General features: G+C 67.9%; 11 protein-coding genes. 7 read left to right on the top strand and 4 right to left on the bottom strand.

Annotated features, from left to right (window positions below; all coding sequences use genetic code 11):
• Window positions 1–4: 4 nt before the first annotated feature.
• From KF688_08675 to KF688_08660, 4 genes are all read right to left on the bottom strand, one after another.
• The gene (locus KF688_08675) at window positions 5–2,281 is read right to left on the bottom strand and encodes a hypothetical protein (protein ID MBX3425739.1); all 2,277 of its coding nucleotides are present in this window, start codon (window positions 2,279–2,281) and stop codon (window positions 5–7) included.
• A 133-nt stretch (window positions 2,282–2,414) separates the two neighbouring features.
• Window positions 2,415–4,580 carry a BatA domain-containing protein gene (locus KF688_08670; GenBank protein ID MBX3425738.1) on the bottom strand — a complete coding sequence of 722 codons (2,166 nt, stop codon included), beginning with the start codon at window positions 4,578–4,580 and terminating at the stop codon, window positions 2,415–2,417.
• 120 nt (window positions 4,581–4,700) lie between these two features.
• Window positions 4,701–5,597 (bottom strand): DUF58 domain-containing protein, encoded by an 897-nt coding sequence (locus KF688_08665; protein ID MBX3425737.1) that lies wholly within the window; start codon window positions 5,595–5,597, stop codon window positions 4,701–4,703.
• 384 nt (window positions 5,598–5,981) lie between these two features.
• Complete coding sequence (locus KF688_08660; GenBank protein ID MBX3425736.1) at window positions 5,982–6,971, bottom strand: MoxR family ATPase; 990 nt, start codon at window positions 6,969–6,971, stop codon at window positions 5,982–5,984.
• A gap of 479 nt (window positions 6,972–7,450) precedes the next feature.
• Between KF688_08660 and KF688_08655 the strand changes: the two genes are divergently transcribed.
• The 7 genes from KF688_08655 to glnE all read left to right on the top strand — a co-directional run bounded on the left by KF688_08655 (window position 7,451) and on the right by glnE (window position 18,187).
• Window positions 7,451–9,823, top strand: a complete 2,373-nt coding sequence (locus KF688_08655) for a DUF4159 domain-containing protein (protein MBX3425735.1) — start codon at window positions 7,451–7,453, stop codon at window positions 9,821–9,823.
• Between the two features lie 118 nt (window positions 9,824–9,941).
• Window positions 9,942–11,093 carry an FAD-binding oxidoreductase gene (locus KF688_08650; protein MBX3425734.1) on the top strand — a complete coding sequence of 384 codons (1,152 nt, stop codon included), beginning with the start codon at window positions 9,942–9,944 and terminating at the stop codon, window positions 11,091–11,093.
• 139 nt (window positions 11,094–11,232) lie between these two features.
• Window positions 11,233–11,820, top strand: coding sequence for a peptide deformylase (def, locus tag KF688_08645; GenBank protein ID MBX3425733.1), 588 nt, complete (start codon window positions 11,233–11,235; stop codon window positions 11,818–11,820).
• A 60-nt stretch (window positions 11,821–11,880) separates the two neighbouring features.
• On the top strand, window positions 11,881–12,816 hold the full coding sequence (gene fmt / locus KF688_08640; GenBank protein ID MBX3425732.1) for a methionyl-tRNA formyltransferase: 936 nt from the start codon (window positions 11,881–11,883) through the stop codon (window positions 12,814–12,816).
• A gap of 171 nt (window positions 12,817–12,987) precedes the next feature.
• Window positions 12,988–13,155, top strand: a complete 168-nt coding sequence (locus KF688_08635; protein MBX3425731.1) for a hypothetical protein — start codon at window positions 12,988–12,990, stop codon at window positions 13,153–13,155.
• A 129-nt stretch (window positions 13,156–13,284) separates the two neighbouring features.
• The gene (gene miaB / locus KF688_08630; protein MBX3425730.1) at window positions 13,285–14,748 is read left to right on the top strand and encodes a tRNA (N6-isopentenyl adenosine(37)-C2)-methylthiotransferase MiaB; all 1,464 of its coding nucleotides are present in this window, start codon (window positions 13,285–13,287) and stop codon (window positions 14,746–14,748) included.
• 286 nt (window positions 14,749–15,034) lie between these two features.
• Window positions 15,035–18,187, top strand: coding sequence for a bifunctional [glutamate--ammonia ligase]-adenylyl-L-tyrosine phosphorylase/[glutamate--ammonia-ligase] adenylyltransferase (glnE, locus tag KF688_08625; protein MBX3425729.1), 3,153 nt, complete (start codon window positions 15,035–15,037; stop codon window positions 18,185–18,187).
• The last annotated feature ends 138 nt before the right edge of the window (window positions 18,188–18,325 follow it).

Here is an 18,325-nt window from a genome sequence, read left to right as displayed (position 1 = left end):
GGCCTCACGTCAATCCCCACCGCTTGCGCAAGAACCATTCCGTCGAGAGCCCCCCGACGAGCGCCGCAAACAGGCCCCAGGTGTCCCACAGGGTGACGCGGCTGACGGTCTCTTCCTCGAACTCTTGCGACTTGGCGAACAGTTCGTCGACGAGCCCCGGCAGTTGCTCGGGCGCCAGGCCGGCGCCGCCGCTGTCGGCGGTCATGTTGGCCAGCGACGCCAGCAGCGTCGGCTCGGCCGCCGGTTGGTCGAGTTCCACGTCCTGATCGATCACCGCGAAGCGGGCTTGGGCGTCCCCCAAGTCGGCTCCCGCGTCGTCGCGGCCGCGGACCGTCACGCGATAGTCTCCCGGCGCGGCGGTCGCGGCGAAACTTCCCCCCCAATCCGCGCCGCGGCGGATCGCACGGACCTGCTCGACCGCGCCGTCGGGACGGGCCGCCTGGACATCGAACGTCGCCCCTTCGAGCGGCTCGCCTTTCTCGTCCGCGGCGCCCAGGGTGAAGTCGACCCGAGCCCCCGGTTGGTAGCGGCGCTGGTCGAGCTTGACCCACACCCGCTGCCCCTCGGTCTCGTCCTTGCGAGCCAGCCACAGGATGAACTGCCGCCAGAAGCGGCGATGGACCTCGCCGCGGCCCCCCAGTTGCCAGTGCCAGGTCGAATCGACCGCCAGCGACGCGACGCGGCCGTCCCCCCAGCCGTGGGTCACCAACAGCGGCCACAAGCGGGCGTCGGCGGACGTCGCCTCGACGCTGGCCGTGGGTTTCAACTGCAGCCGTTCGATCCGATTGGCGCCGTCGAGCGCAGGGAGTTCGGCCCACCGCCGCTCTCCCCCGTCCGCCTCCGGCAGGCGCATGATCGGGTGGACGGCGCCGTTGCGGACCACCGGCACGAGCTTCAGCGGGCCTTGGACGTGCATGTCGGCGCGCGGCGGTTCGCCGAAGTTCTGCCGCTCGGCAGGGCCGATGTCCATGGGGAGCAGGTCGTCGAGCGGCGAGTTGCGAAAGCCCCCCGGGCCGAAGCTGTGCAGCCCGCCGAGCATCCCCAACCCGGCGCCCTGCTCGACGAGGTTGGCCATGTCGCGCCAGGTGCGGGTGCTGAACGCCGTGACGTCGACGTTGCCCAAGAGGAACACGTCGTACCGCCCGTCGCGGATCCGCGCGCGATAGTCGAGTTCGGGGCTGCGGTAGTTGAGCGCCTCGTACTCGACATGCAAATCGGGCGAGGCGGCCAGCGCCTGACGCACGAACCGCGGCTCGATCCCCGGCAAGCCCCCGACGCGATCGGCGCCGGCGAAGTACAGGACGTTCACTCCCCCCTTGAGGACCGTGACGAACGTGCTTTGCAAGTTGTTCGCCGCAACAAGCTCCCCCTCGGGCGACTCGACTGCGAGGGTGACTTTGTACTCGCCCGGCTGGGTCGGAACGTGGGTCAGCTCGATCGGAATCCCGCCCCGTTTCGGTTTGATCGTGATCTTGGTCGTCGCCGCCGGGACCATCGCGCCGGAGGCGTCTTCCCACAGCAGTTGCACGTTGAACGACTGGTTCGTGTAGCCGGTGGCGGTGACGACCCCTTGGACGGTCGTCGGCATGCCGGCGAACACCGCGTCGTTGACCAGCAGGTCGCTAAGTCGCAGGTCGGGCTGATCTCCCACCGACGGCTGGCCATAGGCGAACGCATACAGCGGCACGCCCGCGGCGGCCATCCGCTGGACGACCGTTTGGGGCGGTTCGTCGCGGGGGGCGAACGCTCGTTGGGCCCCGTCGGACAGCAGCAGCACCGCAACCAGCCGCTGCTGCGACTCGCGGTCGATCACGTCGGCCAGCGCCGCCCCGATCGCGGTTTGCGAACCCTCGGGCTTGTCGGGCAATTGCACGGCGCCGGCCTCCAGCAGCGCCGACTCGACCCCGTCGGCGAACGTGTACGCCCGCACGTCCCACGCCTCGGCGAGCTTGGCAAGGCGACCCTTGATCCCGTCCAGCGACTGCCGGACCGAGTCCCAGCGCGAGGCGTTCGCCGCGGCGTCTTCGACCTGCATGCTCCGCGAGCGGTCGGCCAGGATCACGAGCGTGCCGGGAAGTTTTCGTTTTTCGATCGTCTCGAGCGCCGGCCGAAGCATCGCCGTCAACAGGGCCAGCAGCGTGACCCCGCGAAGCGCCGCGAGCGTCGTCCGTTTCCCCCGGCCGACCTTCTGCGGTCCGAGCGCCGCCAGCGGCGCAAGCACCAGCGCCGCCGCCGCGAACAGCAACCACCCGCCGACAGGATCGAACGACCACTGAGACATGCGACCGGGGGGAAGGCGAGAAAGGGAAGTGAAAGCGAATTCAATGAACTGGCACAAGCGTGCGCGAGCGACCTGCGCGACAGAGGCGCGCTCGCCCGACGCATGCGGCTCGGCGCGCACGACGACTTACGACTCACGCATCAAGCTTCGCTCCTCGCTCTGACCCGTAAAACCGATTCGCGAGCAAGTGCTCGGCGCTCCACACGAGCGCCACGAGACCGATCGCCCAGGGGTACAGCTCGCGGCCGGCGGCGGCCTCGGCGACGAGGTTCGCGGCTTCGTCGCCGCCGGCGACCAGTTGGAACTGCTTCGCGGGGAGCGCCTCGGCGAGTTCCGCCGGGTCGCGCCGGGCCAGTTCGCTGTACTCGGCCGCGATGTTGACGCTGAACCCCCGATCAAGCCGATCGCCGCCGCTGGTGACGCGGTAGTTGCCCGGCTGGCTGGTCGAGCTGATCGACAAACTGCCGTCGCCGGCGCCCGCCGTGCGGCGCAACCCCTGCCCGTCGGGGGTGCGCAGGACGAAGGTCGTCACCCGCTGGCCCGGGGCCAGCGGGAGCGTCGCCGTGTCGCCGGCGAGATAGTCGAGCTGCGGCTGCACGTCGCGGGCCAGGTAGCCGACCAATTGATCGCACAACGCCACGAACGGCCAGGCCGCCGAGGGCGCCGTCAGCTCGTTCCACGGTTCGCGCCCGCGGGGGTTGAGCGGCTCGGACCAGGGGGTCGTCGCGACGAGCAGCCGACCCCGCCCCGCCGCGCGCTGGACCAGCGCCGGCTGTCCGTTGGCGAAGCCCGCCACGATATAGGCGTCGCTCGTCAGCTTTTCGATTTGCTCGAACTGCCAGTATCGATCCACTCGGCACACCTGCCAGGGGATCGTCTCGGCGTAGGCCTTCAGCCCCGCGAGGGCCGGGTGATCGAGCCGGCGCGGGCGAAAGTACGTGGCGTCGCGCGAGATCCGCTTCAGCCTCCCCGGCAGCAGTCGTTGCGGGCCAGGAGCGTTGAAGGCCTCGCTCGTCGCGTTGTGACCGAGGAAGACGCCGACCCCGCCTCCCGCTTCGGCATAGTCCCACAGCGCGGTCCAAGCGTCGGTCGGCAGCGGCGGGGGGTCGACCACGAGCACCGCTTGGTAGTCCTCCAGCGCGGTACGGACCAACTCGCCGGCGGCGACTGCCGTGCAGGAGAAGCGCTGCGGTTGGTTGTCGAACAACGAGGGGGCCAGCGCCTCGCGCAGCAAAGCGACGTCGGCCGGCGTCTCGCCCGCCAGCAGCACCTTGGCTGCGGGGCGAACTTCGACCGTGAAGAACCGGCGATCGTCGATCGGCAAGGCGTCGGTCGCGGCAAGCTGCACGACGCCCTGCACCGTGCCGAGCGGCAGGTCGTCGAGCGAGAACTCGATCTGCGCCGCCGCGACGTCGTCGTCGCCGGGGGGGCCGAGCGCGGCCAACTGCTGACCGCGTTTCACCAGTTCGCCGCGGCCATCGGCGACGAGCAACTCGACCAACGGGGGATCGCTCGCCGCGGGGGCGGCGACGGTCGTTTCGATCCGCAACGGCTCGCCGGTCCGCAGGGCGACGCCGCTCAGCACGAGCTCGCCCAAGGCGACGTTCCGCGTCCCTTGGCCGCTGACGTCCACCAGCGCCAGTTGCACTTCGGGCGCCGCGGCCAGGGCCGTGGCGATCTGTTCCACCGCGGCGTCGTTCAGGGCGCCGCGCGCGAGGTCGGAGAAGACGAACACCTGCCCCTGCCGCTCGGTTTGGGCGGCGGTCAGTTCGATTGCGTCGACCACCGCCGCGGCCAACTCGCGGGCGTCGGCCGCCGAGGCGAGCCGCTCGACCCGGGCGATCGCCGCTTCGGCGTCGAGCGCGAACCGCGCCGATCCCGCGGCGAGATCGACGACGGTCGCCTGGGCGTCGGCGGGAAGTCGTTTGAGAACGCCGACGGCCGCCTCGGACGCCGCTTCCAGCCGGGTGCGACCCAGCTCGACGTATTCCATGCGGGGCGAGTTGTCGACGACCAACGCCGCGGCGAGCGGGGCGCCCGCCTTGCCGCGCGTCTGAGGCGGCCGCCACGTGGGTCGGGCGAGCGCGACCGCCAACAGCCCGATCACCCCGCACCGCAGCGCAAGCAGCAGCAAGTGCCGCAGTTGCATCCGCCGGCGGTTCGACTCGCGTCGCCGCTGCACGAATCGCAGGGCGGGAAACTCAAGCACTTGCGGCTGCCGGCGCATGACCAGATGCAACACGATCGGCACGGCGATCGCGAAGGCTCCGAGAGTCAAAGCTGGCGTGAGAAATCCCATCAGATCATGTCAGCGAACGTGGCGTTCCGTTCAGCCAAGGTTGAACGACCGATGAGGACAATCGGCACGGCTGACGGATGTCGGTCCTTGGGACGTGTGGTCGGCGATCAATGCGCAGTCTCATCCCAGCGCCCGGCGATTGACCAAGTACTCGGTGAGCGCCCGGTCGAACTGCATCGAGGTGTCGAGCGGGACGTAGTCGATGCGGCTTTGGCGGCATTCGCGGCGATAGTGGTCGCGGAAATCGGCGATCTCCTGCCGGTAATCGGCACGGTAACCGTCGGCGTCGACCTCGATCCGCTCGCCCGACTCGGGGTCAACCAATTCCACGAGCCCCTCGAACGGGAACGTCGTCTCGGCTTGGTCGAGGATGTGGAACACGATCACGTCATGCCCCCCGTGCCGCAGCCGCCGCAGCGCCGCGAGCACCGGCTCGGGCTCGGCCAGCAAGTCGCTGAACACCATCACGAGGCTCGAATGCTTGAGCATCGCCGCGAGTTGCGTGAGGCTGCGAGCGACGTCGGTTTTGTCGCGCGGCTCGAGCTTGGCCAGGAGCGACAGGATGTTGCCGATCTGCCGGCGGTTGCTGCGCGGGGCAAGGCTGTCGACGATCCGCTCGCCGAACGTCACAAGCCCCACGGGGTCCTTCTGCAGCACCATCAGGTAACAGAGCGCCGCGGCGAGACAGGTCGCGTACTCGAACTTCGACAGCTCCTGCTCGTACCGGTACGCCATCGACGCCGAGAGATCCATCGCCAGGTACCCGGTGATGTTCGTCTCGGCCTCGAACTTCTTCACGTAATACCGATCCGTCTTCGCGTAGGCGAGCCAGTCGATGTCTTTGGGATCGTCCCCGGGGGTGTACTTGCGATGCTCGCTGAACTCGACCGAAAAGCCGTGAAACGGGCTGGCGTGGAGGCCCTGGAGGAAACCTTTCACGATGAACTGGGCGCGCAGATCAAGCCGCGAGATTTGGCGGATGACTTCGGGCTTGAGGTATTTTTCTACGGCGGCCACGGCGCAGGAGATCGTTGGTTGGGGGCAAGGAGTCGTGCCGACGGGACGGTTCGCGATCAGCGGCTCTCCAGCGACTTTCCGAGACCGCGGAGGAATTTAGCCCATTTCAGCCAGCCGCGCGCTTTCGTCAGCGGAAGCGACCGAGGCGCCGTTCAATCGAGCGGCCTACTCCAGCTGCGTCTCGACTTCTCGGAGCGATCCCATCGCAATCGAGACGAAGCGGCGAAACTCCGGCTTGGAGAACCGGCACTCAACGCGTAGGCCTCGCAGGCCAATTCCATCGTCTTCTGCAATGCAATGCGATCGCGACAGTTCCTGACGCCCATCGTACTCTCCAAACTCAACGGCGCTGTGCATTTCCGCCCCATCTCCGTTACCAACTCCCTACCCCCCGTACTTCGGGATCTCCGGCGTCGCGATCGTCTCCAGCAAGCGGTTGACCACGTCTTCGTTCGTCACTCCTTCGGCTTGCGCCTGGAAGTTCGTGCTGATCCGATGTCGCAGCACCGGGATCGCGATTCGCTGCACGTCTTCGACCGCCACGGTGAATCGGCCGTCCATGGCGGCAAACGCTTTGCCGCCGTGAATGAGGAACTGCCCCGCGCGGGGACCGGCGCCCCAGTCGACCCATTCCTGGATGAACTTCGGCGCGCTCGCGTCTTTCGGCCGCGTCGCCCGCACCAGCGACGCGACGTACTTGACGATGTACTCGCTCACCGCGACCGAACCGACCAGCTTCTGCAAATTGAGGATCGCCCGGGCCGTGAGGATCTTGCGGATCTCCGGCCTCTCCTGCCGGGTGGTCGAGGCGAGGATCCGTTCTTCCTCCTCGGCCGTGGGGTAGTCGACCTTGATGTTGAACATGAACCGATCGAGCTGCGCCTCGGGGAGCGGGTAGGTCCCTTCCTGCTCGATCGGGTTCTGCGTGGCGATGGTGAAGAACGGCTCGGGGAGCTTATAGGTTGTTTGCCCTACGCTCGCCTCGCGTTCCTGCATCGCCTGCAGGAGCGCGGCCTGGGTCTTCGGCGGGGTGCGGTTGATTTCGTCGGCCAGTAGAATGTTGGTGAACACCGGCCCCTCGACGAACCGGAAGCTCCGCCGGCCGTGCTCGTCCTCGTCCAGCACGTTGGTGCCGGTGATATCCGAGGGCATGAGGTCGGGGGTGAACTGGATTCGCTTGAACCCCAAATCCAGCAGTTGGGCGAGCGTGCTGACCATCAGCGTCTTGGCCAGTCCGGGAACCCCCTCCAGCAGGCAATGGCCGCGGGTGAAGATCGCGGCGAAGATTTGCTGGATGACCTCCTCCTGCCCGATGATCACCTTCTGCAGCTCCTGCTGCATGACCACGCGGGTTTGGCGGAACTCTTGCAGGATGTCGCCGAGACTGCGGGGCGGGCTGGACAAGAGACGACCTCGGGCGAGAGTGACAGACGGGGCAAACGGCGCAAGCCTTGTCGACGGCGGCGACAGCGGCGCCGCCCGGGCGTGCCCCCCGCAGGCCCGGCGACCAAGCGATTCTATAGCCGCGTCAGAACCCGGACAATGCGCGGGCCGGGCGGCGACGTGCATTCCCCCGCTACGACCGGGGGATCTCGAGCAGCGGCGCGAAAGCGTACAGACGATCGCGCACTGCTCGCATCCTGGTACGCCCGACAACGACGTCGGCAGCGATCGATCCCCGCCGAGCGATGGAAGCGAGTCATCCCGCTTTGTCGCCGGTCGTTTCGCGCCTGGGTGCGAATTGCGCTTGCACAGGACTTGAGGTTCTCGACGCGTGGCCCGTTTGTTTCTCCTGAGATTGCGTACTAGGATAAAGCCGACGGGACCACTTGCACCTCGCCGGGAACAGGACCATGCTCGGACGCGCGCGATGCATTCTGCAGGGAACCGCGGCGATCGTCTTGATCGGGCTCGGGGCGTCCCCTGCCGCCGCTCAGCGCGACCGAAACCCCGTTCTGACCGCCGCGGCGGTCCGTACGGCAATCGATCAGGGGAAGACCTACCTGCTCCAAGAGCAATCTCGCGACGGCTCGTGGAGCGAGATGCTGCAATACCCCGGCGGCGTCACGGGACTCGTGACGTTGGCGCTGCTCAATTCGGGAGTCCCGGCGAGCGACCCGCATATTCAGAAGTCGCTCGCCTACCTCCGCGCGATCCAGCCGACGAAGACCTACAGCGTCTCGCTGCAGACGATGGTGCTGGCCGAGGCCGAGCGCGGCGATTTGGCGCTTATCCAGCGCAACGTCGCCTGGCTTGAATCAACCCAGATCAATCAGGGCCCCAATGCGGGGGCATGGTCCTATCCCAGCGACTTCAACGGCGACAACAGCAATTCGCAGTTCGCCGTGCTGGCTCTGTACGAGGCGGCCCGCGCGGGCGCCAAGGTAAAGCCCGAAACTTGGCGACTGGCCGAGCAGTACTGGCGCAAATGCCAGCGCCCCGACGGCGCGTGGGGCTATCACGCCGAGGAAAACTGGCCCGGCACCGGCAGCATGACTTGCGCCGGCGTGGGCGCGATGGTCATCTGCACGGGACAAATCTCCGACGGCGCCGCCAAGGTCGACGGCAACCGGGTCAACTGCTGCCTCCCCCCCGCCAAGGACGATTGGTTGTCGCGAGCCCTGATCTGGATGGGTCGGAACCTCACCGTCCAGCAAAACCCCGGCTCGCGCGACGCCTGGCACTACTACTATCTCTACGGGCTTGAGCGGTTCGGCCGGCTCACGTCGCGGCGGTTCATCGGCGAGCATGACTGGTATCGCGAGGGCGCCGAGTTTCTGCTCAGCCAGCAGGACCCGTTCGGCCACTACTGGGTCGGATCGGGCCATTCGGAGAACAACCCCCACATCGCCACGTCGATGGCCCTGTTGTTTCTGAGCAAGGGCCGGTGGCCGGTGCTCGTGGGCAAACTGGAGCACGGCCCCGGCGCCGATTGGGATCGTCACCCCAGCGGCGTCGCCAACGTCGTGTCGCTGGCCGAGGACCTGTGGGGGCTGAACCTGACTTGGCAAGTGCTGCGGGGAGACAAGGCGAGCGTCGAGGACCTGCTGCAAGCCCCCGTCCTGTTGGTGAGCGGCAGCCAGGCGCCCGAACTCGCCGGCATGGCCGCCAAGACGCGCGAGTACCTCGATCGGGGCGGGTTTCTGTTCGCCGAGGCGTGCTGCGCCGACGGAGGGCCGTTCGACGCGGGCTTCCGGCAGTTCATGGAGCAGGTCTTTCCCGAGCCGGAGTATCGCCTGCGACGGGTCGGCCCCGAGCATCCGCTCTGGCGGGTCGAGCAGCTCGTGCGGCCGGAATCGCCGTACGTCGGTCGGCTGTGGGCGGTCGAGTACGGTTGCCGCACGTGCGCGGTGTTCAGCGAGGTCGACCTGTCGTGCTACTGGGAACTGGCCGGCCGCGCCAATCGCGAGCCGCTTCCCGAGTCGGTCGAGCAGCGCATCGACGACGCAATGGCGATCGGCGTGAACGTGCTGGCCTACGCCACCAATCGCGAGCCGAAGGGGAAGGAGGAAACGTTCGCGCTGGCCGAGCTGGACAGCGGCGAGGTGCTGGGGAGCTACGGCATGATCCGCATCGCCAAACTGCTGCACGGGGGGGGATGCAACGACGCCCCCGGCGCTTTGGCCAATCTGCTGCGGACCGCCGCTCAGGGCGAATTGCAACTGAGCGTCAGCAGCGAAGAGATCGACCTGCGGGCCAGCGACCCGGCCCTGGCGGAGGAGGGACAGTTCATCCTGGCGTTCATGCACGGCCGGCAGGACTTCCGCTTCAGTCAGGCGGAGCGCGAGGGGCTGGCCAAGTTCCTGACCAACGGCGGCACGCTGTTGGCCGACTCGATTTGCGCGAGCAAGGAGTTCGCCGCCGCGTTCCGCCGCGAGATGGCGCTGGCGCTCCCCGACGCCAAGCTGCAGCGGATCCCCGTGACTCATCCGCTATTCGGCCCGGCGGCCGGCGGGTACGACATTCGCCAAGTCAACCGCCGCGAACCGGCCGCGGCCCAGCCGGGTCGCCCCCTGCGAACCCGCGTCGAGAAGGTCGAGCCCGAGATCGAAGGGATCGTCCTCGACGGGCGGCTGGCGGTGATCTTCTCGCCGTACGACGTCAGTTGCGCTTTGGAAAAGCACGAAGCCCTCGCCTGCCGCGGCTACACCCGCGAGGACGCGGCCCGGCTGGCGTTGAACGCCGTGCTGTACGCTCTGACCCCCGATGCCGCGGGAACGCCGTAGAGGGGCGGTCGTACGCCTGCAACTGAGTTGCACCAACTGAGTTGCACTCTCGTCGGCGACGCGCTGGCCGCCGGCGCCACCCGTTGCGTCGGCACGGCAAACGTGCGATCGTCGGCGTATGGATTCGCTGCTCGTGAAACCGACGCCGACGCAAATGCATCGCAACCCGAACGTGGCCGTCGTCGGCGCCGGGGTGATCGGACTCTCGACGGCGATCGTGCTGGCCCGCGCAGGGTGCGAGGTCGCCGTGTTCGCCGGTCGGAGGCGGCGCGGCATCACTTCGGCCGTCGCCGCGGCGTCGTGGTATCCCTACGCGGTCAGCGGCTTTCGACGCGAGTGGGCGGCGGCGACGTACCGCTGGCTGGCCGCCTTGGCTGCGGAGGCCCCCGCAAGCGGCGCCCGGCGCCAGGAAGCCGTTGAATTCGTCGACGCCCCGGGCGAAGCCGAGGCGACCCGGTACGTGGAAGACCTCTGGTGGCGCGAACTGCCGGGGACTGACGTGCGGCGCGTCGACTTGCCGCGCGCCGAGCGGACCTTCGACTTCGGCACCGACGACCCGCTGGGGCGGCGGACGTTCGCCGCGACGGTCGAGTTCAAGACGATCGTCGTGAAGATGGACGCCTACCTGCCCTTCCTGGAAGCGATGCTCGCCGACGCCGGAGGGCGAATCTTGCCCGAGATCTGGATCGGCGACCTTCGACAGTTGGGACGCGAGCACCATTGCGACGCAGTCGTGAACTGCGCCGGATTCGCCGCGGAGATGTTCGCCGACGGCAGCCGCTCCGGCGGAGTTCGTCCTGTGGCGGGTCAGGTGCTGCGGGTCGCGGCCCCGGGAGTGCGCCGGCTGACCGTGATTCACTCGGGGGCGTTCCACGAGGAGCCGTTGTATGTCGTGCCGCGCGGCGAATTGCTCGACGGCGGCCCGGGCGAGGTGGTGCTGGGGGGGAGTTACGTGCCGACGTCGGCCGAGTCGCCGCAATGCGAGGCGCCCCCCGCTGACGAGCGCCTGACCGGGCGGATCGTCCGCCGCTGCCAAGCGGTCGAACCGCGACTCGCGGGGATGCGGGTGTTGGAAACGCGGGTCGGGCTCCGCCCCGTTGCGGACGCGGTGCAGGTGGGCCGCGACCCGAACAACGCCCGGCGCGGCGACGACGTGCCGGTATTCCACAATTACGGGCACGGCGGAGGCGGGGTGTCGCTCTCCTGGGGATGCGCCGAAGCGATCGCCGCGGAGGTGCTGCAGAGCGTCGGGATCGAGACGGAGCGCTGAGCCGCAAGCGATCCGCAAAATCGCCCTCAACCGCCTCCCCGGCGGGACTTCGTGGGGAGGCGCGCTCCGCGTATACTGAGGAATTCCTCCCTCGCGAACTCCGCGAAGTCACCGACGCGCATCCTCGGCAGGTAGTCCCTTGGCGCTGGAAATCATTCACTATCCCCACCCGACTCTGCGGCACGTGTCGCGGCCGCTGGCGCGGGTCGACGCCGACCTGAAGCGAATGATCGCCGAGATGTTCGCGTTGATGTACGAGAACGAAGGAGTGGGGCTCGCTGCGAATCAGGTCGATTTGCCGTACCGCGTGTTCGTCGCCAATCCGACGGGCGACTCGACGCAGACCGAGGCCGAAGCGGTGTTCATCAACCCGATCCTCTCGGGAGGCAAGGGGCAGGAGGAAGGGGACGAGGGGTGTCTCAGCATCCCGGGGATTCACGCCCCTGTGGTGCGGAATTCGCGAATCAAAGTCGAGGCCTACAACTTGGCCGGCGAGCATGTCGTCGCCGAGGCCGAGGGGTTCCTGGCTCGCATTCTGCAGCACGAGGTCGATCATCTCGACGGTCGGCTGTTCATCGACCGGCTGACCCCCGCGCAGTTCGCCGAGATTCGCGACGACTTGGCGGAGTTCGAGTTCGACTTTCAGAGCCGCCGCAATACGGGAGACCTGCCGAGCGACGAAAAGATCGCCGCCCGTATCGCCGATTTGGAGAGACTGAGGACGTGACGGGCGTGATTGACGGATCCGTCACGCCATCCCAATCCCAGACACTCATCACCGCGTCCCATGCGACTCGTCGCCCTCGGAACAGGTCCGTTCGCCGTGCCGACGCTGCGGCGGTTGGTCGCCGCAGGGCATGAGGTCGCGCTGGTCGTGACGCGACCGCCGCGGGGACGTCGGGCGCCGGCTGCGCCGATGCAGTCGGCAGCCGAGGAGTTGGGCCTGCCGCTGTGGCAGCCCGAGACGGTCAACGCGCCCGAGGCGGTCGCTCGGCTCGAGGCGCTCGCCGCCGATTTGCTTGTGGTGTGCGACTACGGGGAGATTCTCAAACCGGCCGCCCTCGCCGCGGCCAGACTGGGGGGGATCAACCTCCACGGGTCGCTGCTGCCCCGTTACCGCGGGGCGGCGCCGGTGCAACGGGCCGTCCTGAACGGCGACGCCGAGACGGGCAACACGGTGATCCACATGATCTCGCGGCTCGACGCCGGGCCGTGCCTGGGGGTGCAGCGGACGGCGATCGACCCCGACGAAACGGCCGGAGAACTCGAAACGCGGCTTGCCGCGATGGGCGCCGACCTCGTGGCCGAGGTCATCGCCAAACTGGCCGCGGGGTCGGCCGAACCGGTCCCCCAAGACCCCGCCGAGGCGACCACAGCGCCGCGGCTCGGCAAGGACGAGGGCGCGATCGACTGGTCGCGCTCGGCCCAGGCGATCAAGGACCATATCCGCGGGATGCAGCCCTGGCCGCGGGCATTCACCGACGTGCGACAGCCCGTCCGCGGGGAGCCGCTGCGGCTCATCGTCCACCGGGGGGCGGTCGTCGACGCCTCGGAGCCGGCGGCGCCGGGGACGGTGCTGGTTGCGGATTCACGGCTGGTCGTCGCCGCGGGATCGGGAGCCGTGGAATTGATCGAGGTGCAGGCGCCTGGGAAGCGGGCCATGCCGGCGGCGGATTTTCTGCGCGGGCATCCGTTGACGCCCGGGGACCGCATGGGAGGGTGATTCCTGGGGGCTCCGCTGCGCTGCGACCCCAGCCACCCTTCCAAGGGCGCAAATGGGAACACTACCTCAGGGGGGTTGGACTCGCGGGCGCCGGGGGATTCCGAGTATCATGCTGAGTCGGCCGCGAGGATCGCGGCGACCTGGAACGGGACCTTCCGGGAGACTCCGGTCATGGACGCCTGGGACATCGTCATCATGGGCGCCGCCGCATACGTGGCGGTCGTCTCGCTCGTGCGCCTCATGGCGATCCGGCGGAACGAGATGCTCAACGAAGTGCGCGAGTTGCTGGCCAAGCAACTCGACAAGGTCCCGACCGACGAAGACCGCGACGCGGCGTAGCGCGGGTCCATGGGAGCCTGGGCCCAGGGGACGTCGGGACCGTCGAACCTGACCCAAGTCGCGTGCTGGCTGCCCCGATTCTTCTTTCCTTCGTCCACCCGGTCCTCCAGTCCCATCGTCCTCGACGGCATGCCCAAGAAGCTCTACATCGAAACTGTCGGCTGCCAGATGAACGTGCTCGACAGCGAGCTCGTCGTGGCGAGCCTGCGCAAGCGGGGGTACGAATTGACCTCCTCGGCGCTCGACGCCGACGCGGTGCTGTTCAACACCTGCAGCGTCCGCGAGCATGCCGAGGAGAAGATCTACAGCGCGCTGGGTCGACTCAAAAACGCCAAGCTGCAGAACCCGCAGAAGATCATCGGCGTCATCGGCTGCATGGCCCAGAACCACAAGCGCACCGTCTTCACGCGGGCGCCGTACGTCGACCTCGTCGTCGGCCCGGGGCAATTGCATCAGGTCCCCGATTTGATCGAGAAAGTCGCCGCCGGGGCCGGGCGGCAGCTTGAGGTGAGTCTCGATCGGAAAGAGGGCTCCCGCGACGCGGTCGAGCGAAGCCATGAGAGCTTCGACCCGCTGCGCGACCCGACGATGCGTCCCACGCCGTTTCAGGCGTACGTGCGAATCCAGATCGGGTGCGACAAGTTCTGCACCTACTGCATCGTCCCCAGCGTCCGCGGGCCCGAGCAGAGCCGCCCGCCGCGGCACATTGTCGCCGAGGCCCGGCAACTGGCCGGCGAGGGCGCCCGCGAGATCACGCTCTTGGGTCAGACCGTCAACAGCTACCGCTATCGCGAGGGGGAGCGGACGACCCGATTCAGCGACCTGTTGGCCGAGCTGCACGAAATCGACGGGCTCGATCGGATCAAGTTCGTCACGAACTACCCCAAGGACATGACCGACGACGTGTTGGCCGCGGTGCGCGACCTGCCGAAGATCGCCAAGTACCTGCACGTGCCGGCCCAAAGCGGTTCGAACGACGTGCTGCGGCGGATGAAGCGCGGGTACACGGTCGAAGAGTACCGCGAGATGCACGAGCGGATCCGCACGTGGATGCCCGAGACCGCGGTCACGAGCGACTTCATCGTCGGCTTCAGCGGCGAGACCGACGAGGATTACGAGCAAACGGTCGAGTTGGTGCGCGAGTGCCGGTTCAAGAACAGCTTCATCTTCAAGTACAGCGAGCGCCCCGGCACGAAAGGCGCCGAGTTGTACGCCGACGACGTCCCCGAGGAGGTGAAGCGGCGTCGGAACAATCACCTGCTGGCGCTTCAAAACGAAATCGCCGAAGCGGACAACCAGCGATTTCTGGGGCGCGACGTCGAGGTGCTTGTCGAGGGCCTGAGCAAGGCGGCCGCGAAAGCGGACGCGGTCGGCAGCGAGCTCCCCGCGCCGGGAGTTCCTCAGGCCGGCGGCGACGGGCCGTACCAACTGGTCGGCCGGACCATGTGCGACCGGATCGTCGTCTTCACCGGCAACCGCCGTCAAGTCGGACAACTCCTGCCGGTGACCGTGTACGACGCGAACGCCCACACGCTGTTCGGCGAGGTCGTGACGCAGGAAGTCGGGCCGGAAGTGTTCTCGCTGTTAGCGTGAGCGGCGGCTTCGGCAATGTTTTCCAGGCCGACTCGCAATAGCTATTGAAGAGCGTCATGTGCGGTCAAGCGACTGAACCGCCTGCGAATGCCGTTGCTTCAAGTTGATTTCCCCGCCCCTGGCAGGCACAATGAAATCACAGGTCTGCGGCGGAGCGGGCCGGTTCTTGCCTTCCGGCTGCAATCCCTAGCTAGGCGGCGAAGGTTTGCGAGAGCGCGGGCGTCGGCGGGTCGTCGGTTGCGACGATTCGGCGAAGTCGTGCGCTCCGCGCTGGTACAGACGCGCTATGCAGATCGATCGCGTGCGGACGATGCTCGACGCCCCGGCCGAGGCGAGCGAGTGGCTCATTCCCCTGGGAGTCGCCGATCCGCGCACCGGCCACGCCAACTTGCTGCGGCTGGCGACGGCGGGCCTGCCGCTCGATTTGCTGGGGACGATCTGCGAGCAGTTCGCCGCCGCGGCCCCGGGGCTTCCCGATCCCGACATGGCGCTCAACAATCTGGAGCGCTACCTGCTCTCGACCCGCAACCTGTTGTCCAGCGCCGCCTTGTTCGAGCGCGATCGCGAGGCGCTCTCCGAGCTGCTCACGCTGTTCAGCACGAGCCAGAGCCTCTCCGATCTGCTCTGCACCGATCCTGAGAGTTACGACCTGTTGCGGATGACCGGCGGCAGCCCGGTGGCGCGCAACGTGTTGGTCGACGAGCTGGTCGCCGAGGTCCGCAAGTTCAGCGGCGAAGTCGAGGTAATGCACGCCCTGCGACGGTTCAAGCGGCGCGAGACGCTGCGGATCGCCTACGGCGACATCATCGCGGGGCACGACATCGGGACCGTCGCTCGACAGATTTCGTACGTCGCAGACGCGGTCGTCGAAGCGGCGCTCGACTTCGCCCGCCGCAAGCTCGCGGCGCGGCAAGCGGCCCGCGGCGGGGCGCCCCAGCGGCTCCCCGATCTGGTCGTGCTCGCCCTGGGCAAGCTCGGCGGATTGGAACTGAACTACTCCAGCGACATCGATCTGGTGTTCCTGGTCGACGGCGCCGAGGGAGTCGCCGACGCCGTTGAGACCGCCACCCGGATCGCGACCGACCTGATTCGCCTCCTGAGCGAAACGACTGAGTTGGGGTTCGCCTACCGCGTCGACATGCGGCTGCGCCCCCACGGCAAGCAGGGCCCGCTGTGCCACACGGTCGAGCAGGCCCTGACGTACTACGACACGCAGGGCCGCACATGGGAACGGCAAGCCTACATCAAGGCTCGACCGATCGCGGGGGACGTGGAGTTGGGGCACCGATTTCTCGACGAGATCGAGCCGTGGATCTACCGCCGCTACCTAAGCCTCGCGGACATCGCGGGAATTCGCTCGCTGCGGCGCCGGATCGAGAAGCAGGCCAACGCCGCCGACAACCTGGCCAGCAACGTGAAGACCGGCCGCGGGGGGATTCGCGATATCGAGTTCGTCATCCAATTCCTGCAACTGGTCACGGGCGGCTCGGAACCAAGCCTGCGGACCGGCAACACGCTCGAAGCGATCGAACGGCTCGAACGGGCCGGTTGTCTCACCCACCGCGAGCGGACGATTCTCGAGGACAACTACGCCTTCCTGCGACGGGTCGAGCATCGGCTGCAGATGATGTACGACCTGCAGACCCACTCGCTTCCCGGCGGCGCGCTGGAGACGGTGAAGCTCGCTCGCCGGTTGCGGTACGCAGGCGAGGACGGCAAGGCGATCGCCGCAGCGTTCGACCGCGAGTACGCCGAACGGACGGAGCTGAATCGCCGGATTCTCAACCACCTGTTGCACGACTCGTTCGCCGGCGACCCGGAGGCCGACCCCGAGGTCGATCTGGTGAACGATCCCGACCCGGGCGCCGAGACGATCGCGCGCGTGCTGGGGCGGTATCCGTTTCGCGACGTGCCGGCGGCGTACGACAATCTCATGTCGCTCGCCAACGAGCGGATTCCCTTTCTGTCCACGCGGCGGTGCCGGCTGTTCCTCGCGGCGATCGCGCCGCGGCTGCTGGCGGCGATCGCCGCGACTCCCGACCCCGACGGGACGCTGGTCACGCTGAGCCGGGTGAGCGACTCGCTGGGAGGCAAGGCGGCGCTGTGGGAGCTGTTCAGCCGCAACCACCCGTCGCTCAACCTGTACGTGACGCTGTGCGCGGCCTGCCCCTACTTGGTGAGCATCCTCACCAGCAACCCGGGGATGATCGACGAACTGATGGACAGCCTGCTGGTGGAGCGGCTGCCGCAGCTCGAGCGGCTCGAAGCGTCGCTGGCCGAATTGGCTCGCGGAGCGGAGGATCTCGACCCCATCCTTCACAGCTTCAAGAACGCCCAGCACCTGCGCGTCGGGGTGCGCGACATCGTCGGCAAGGACGACGTCCGGGCGACCCACGCGGCGCTCTCCGACATTGCCGAGGCGTGCCTGCGGAAGATCGCCGACGCGGAACTCGCGAAGCTGCTCGACAAGCACGGGCAGCCGACGCTCGGTTCGGCGGCCGACGGGGACGACGAGGCGGCCTACCCGGCCGAGCCGTGGGCGCCGACGGCCGAAGACGCGGGGCGACCCTGCCAGTTTCTGGTCCTGGCCATGGGGAAATTGGGGGGCCGCGAGCCGAACTACCACAGCGATCTCGACTTGGTGTTCCTGTACGAGGCCGAGGGACGCACGCTGCCCAACGGGCGGAGCCGCGCCTCGGCCACCAGCAACAACCACTTCTTCAGTCAGCTCGCCCAACGGATCATGAAGGGGACCAATCACTTCGGCCCCCAGGGACGGCTGTACGAGATCGATCCCCGGCTGCGCCCCACAGGGAAGAGCGGCGCCCTAGCGTTGCCGCTCGATGCGTTCGTCGAGTACTTCCGCTCCGGCGGCGGGCAGTTGTGGGAACGGCAAGCCCTGCTCAAGGCACGCGTCATCCTGGGGACCGGCCCGGCGCGCAGGCGGGCCGAGTTGGCCGTCGCCGCGGCGATCGACTGCCGACCCTGGTCTCCCGACGACGCCCGCGAGATCTGGCAGATGCGCCTGCGACTGCAGGAGGACGCCTCGCCGCAAAACCTAAAGCGAGGTCCCGGCGGCACGGTCGACGCCGAATTCCTGGTGCAGATGCTGCAACTGAAGCACGGCCCCGCACGGCCGGCGGTGCGCGTCACGGGGACGCTCGACGCGCTGGGCGCATTGGCTGCGGCGGGCTGCCTCGACTCGCAGCAGGCCCGGACGCTCGAGGCCGAGTACCGGCTCATGCGGAGCGTCGAGGCCCGCATCCGACTGATGAACTCAGCCGGCCGGCACGAGTTCCCCGCCGACGAACGCGAGATCGAGAAGCTCGCCTATCTGATGGGCTACCCCACCGCCCCAGCATTGTGCGCCGAGGTCGACCGCGCGAAGTGGCTCACCCGCGAACTTGTAGAACAATTGTTTCGCGAAGCGATGGAATGAGAGCCCGAACGCGCGAAGTCCGAAGCGCGAAATCCGACGCAAATCCGAACTCCGAATTCCCAGGTCGCCCGCACGAGAAGGCGCGTTGTGACAGGGTTTCGGGTTGCGGGTTCGTGTCGGATTTCGGCATTCGGTTTT

It is taken from the genome of Pirellulales bacterium (assembly GCA_019636345.1).
Classification (GTDB): domain Bacteria; phylum Planctomycetota; class Planctomycetia; order Pirellulales; family Lacipirellulaceae.
The sequence above is the reverse complement of the archived record's forward strand: the minus strand, read 5'-3'. Positions and strand labels throughout refer to the sequence as shown.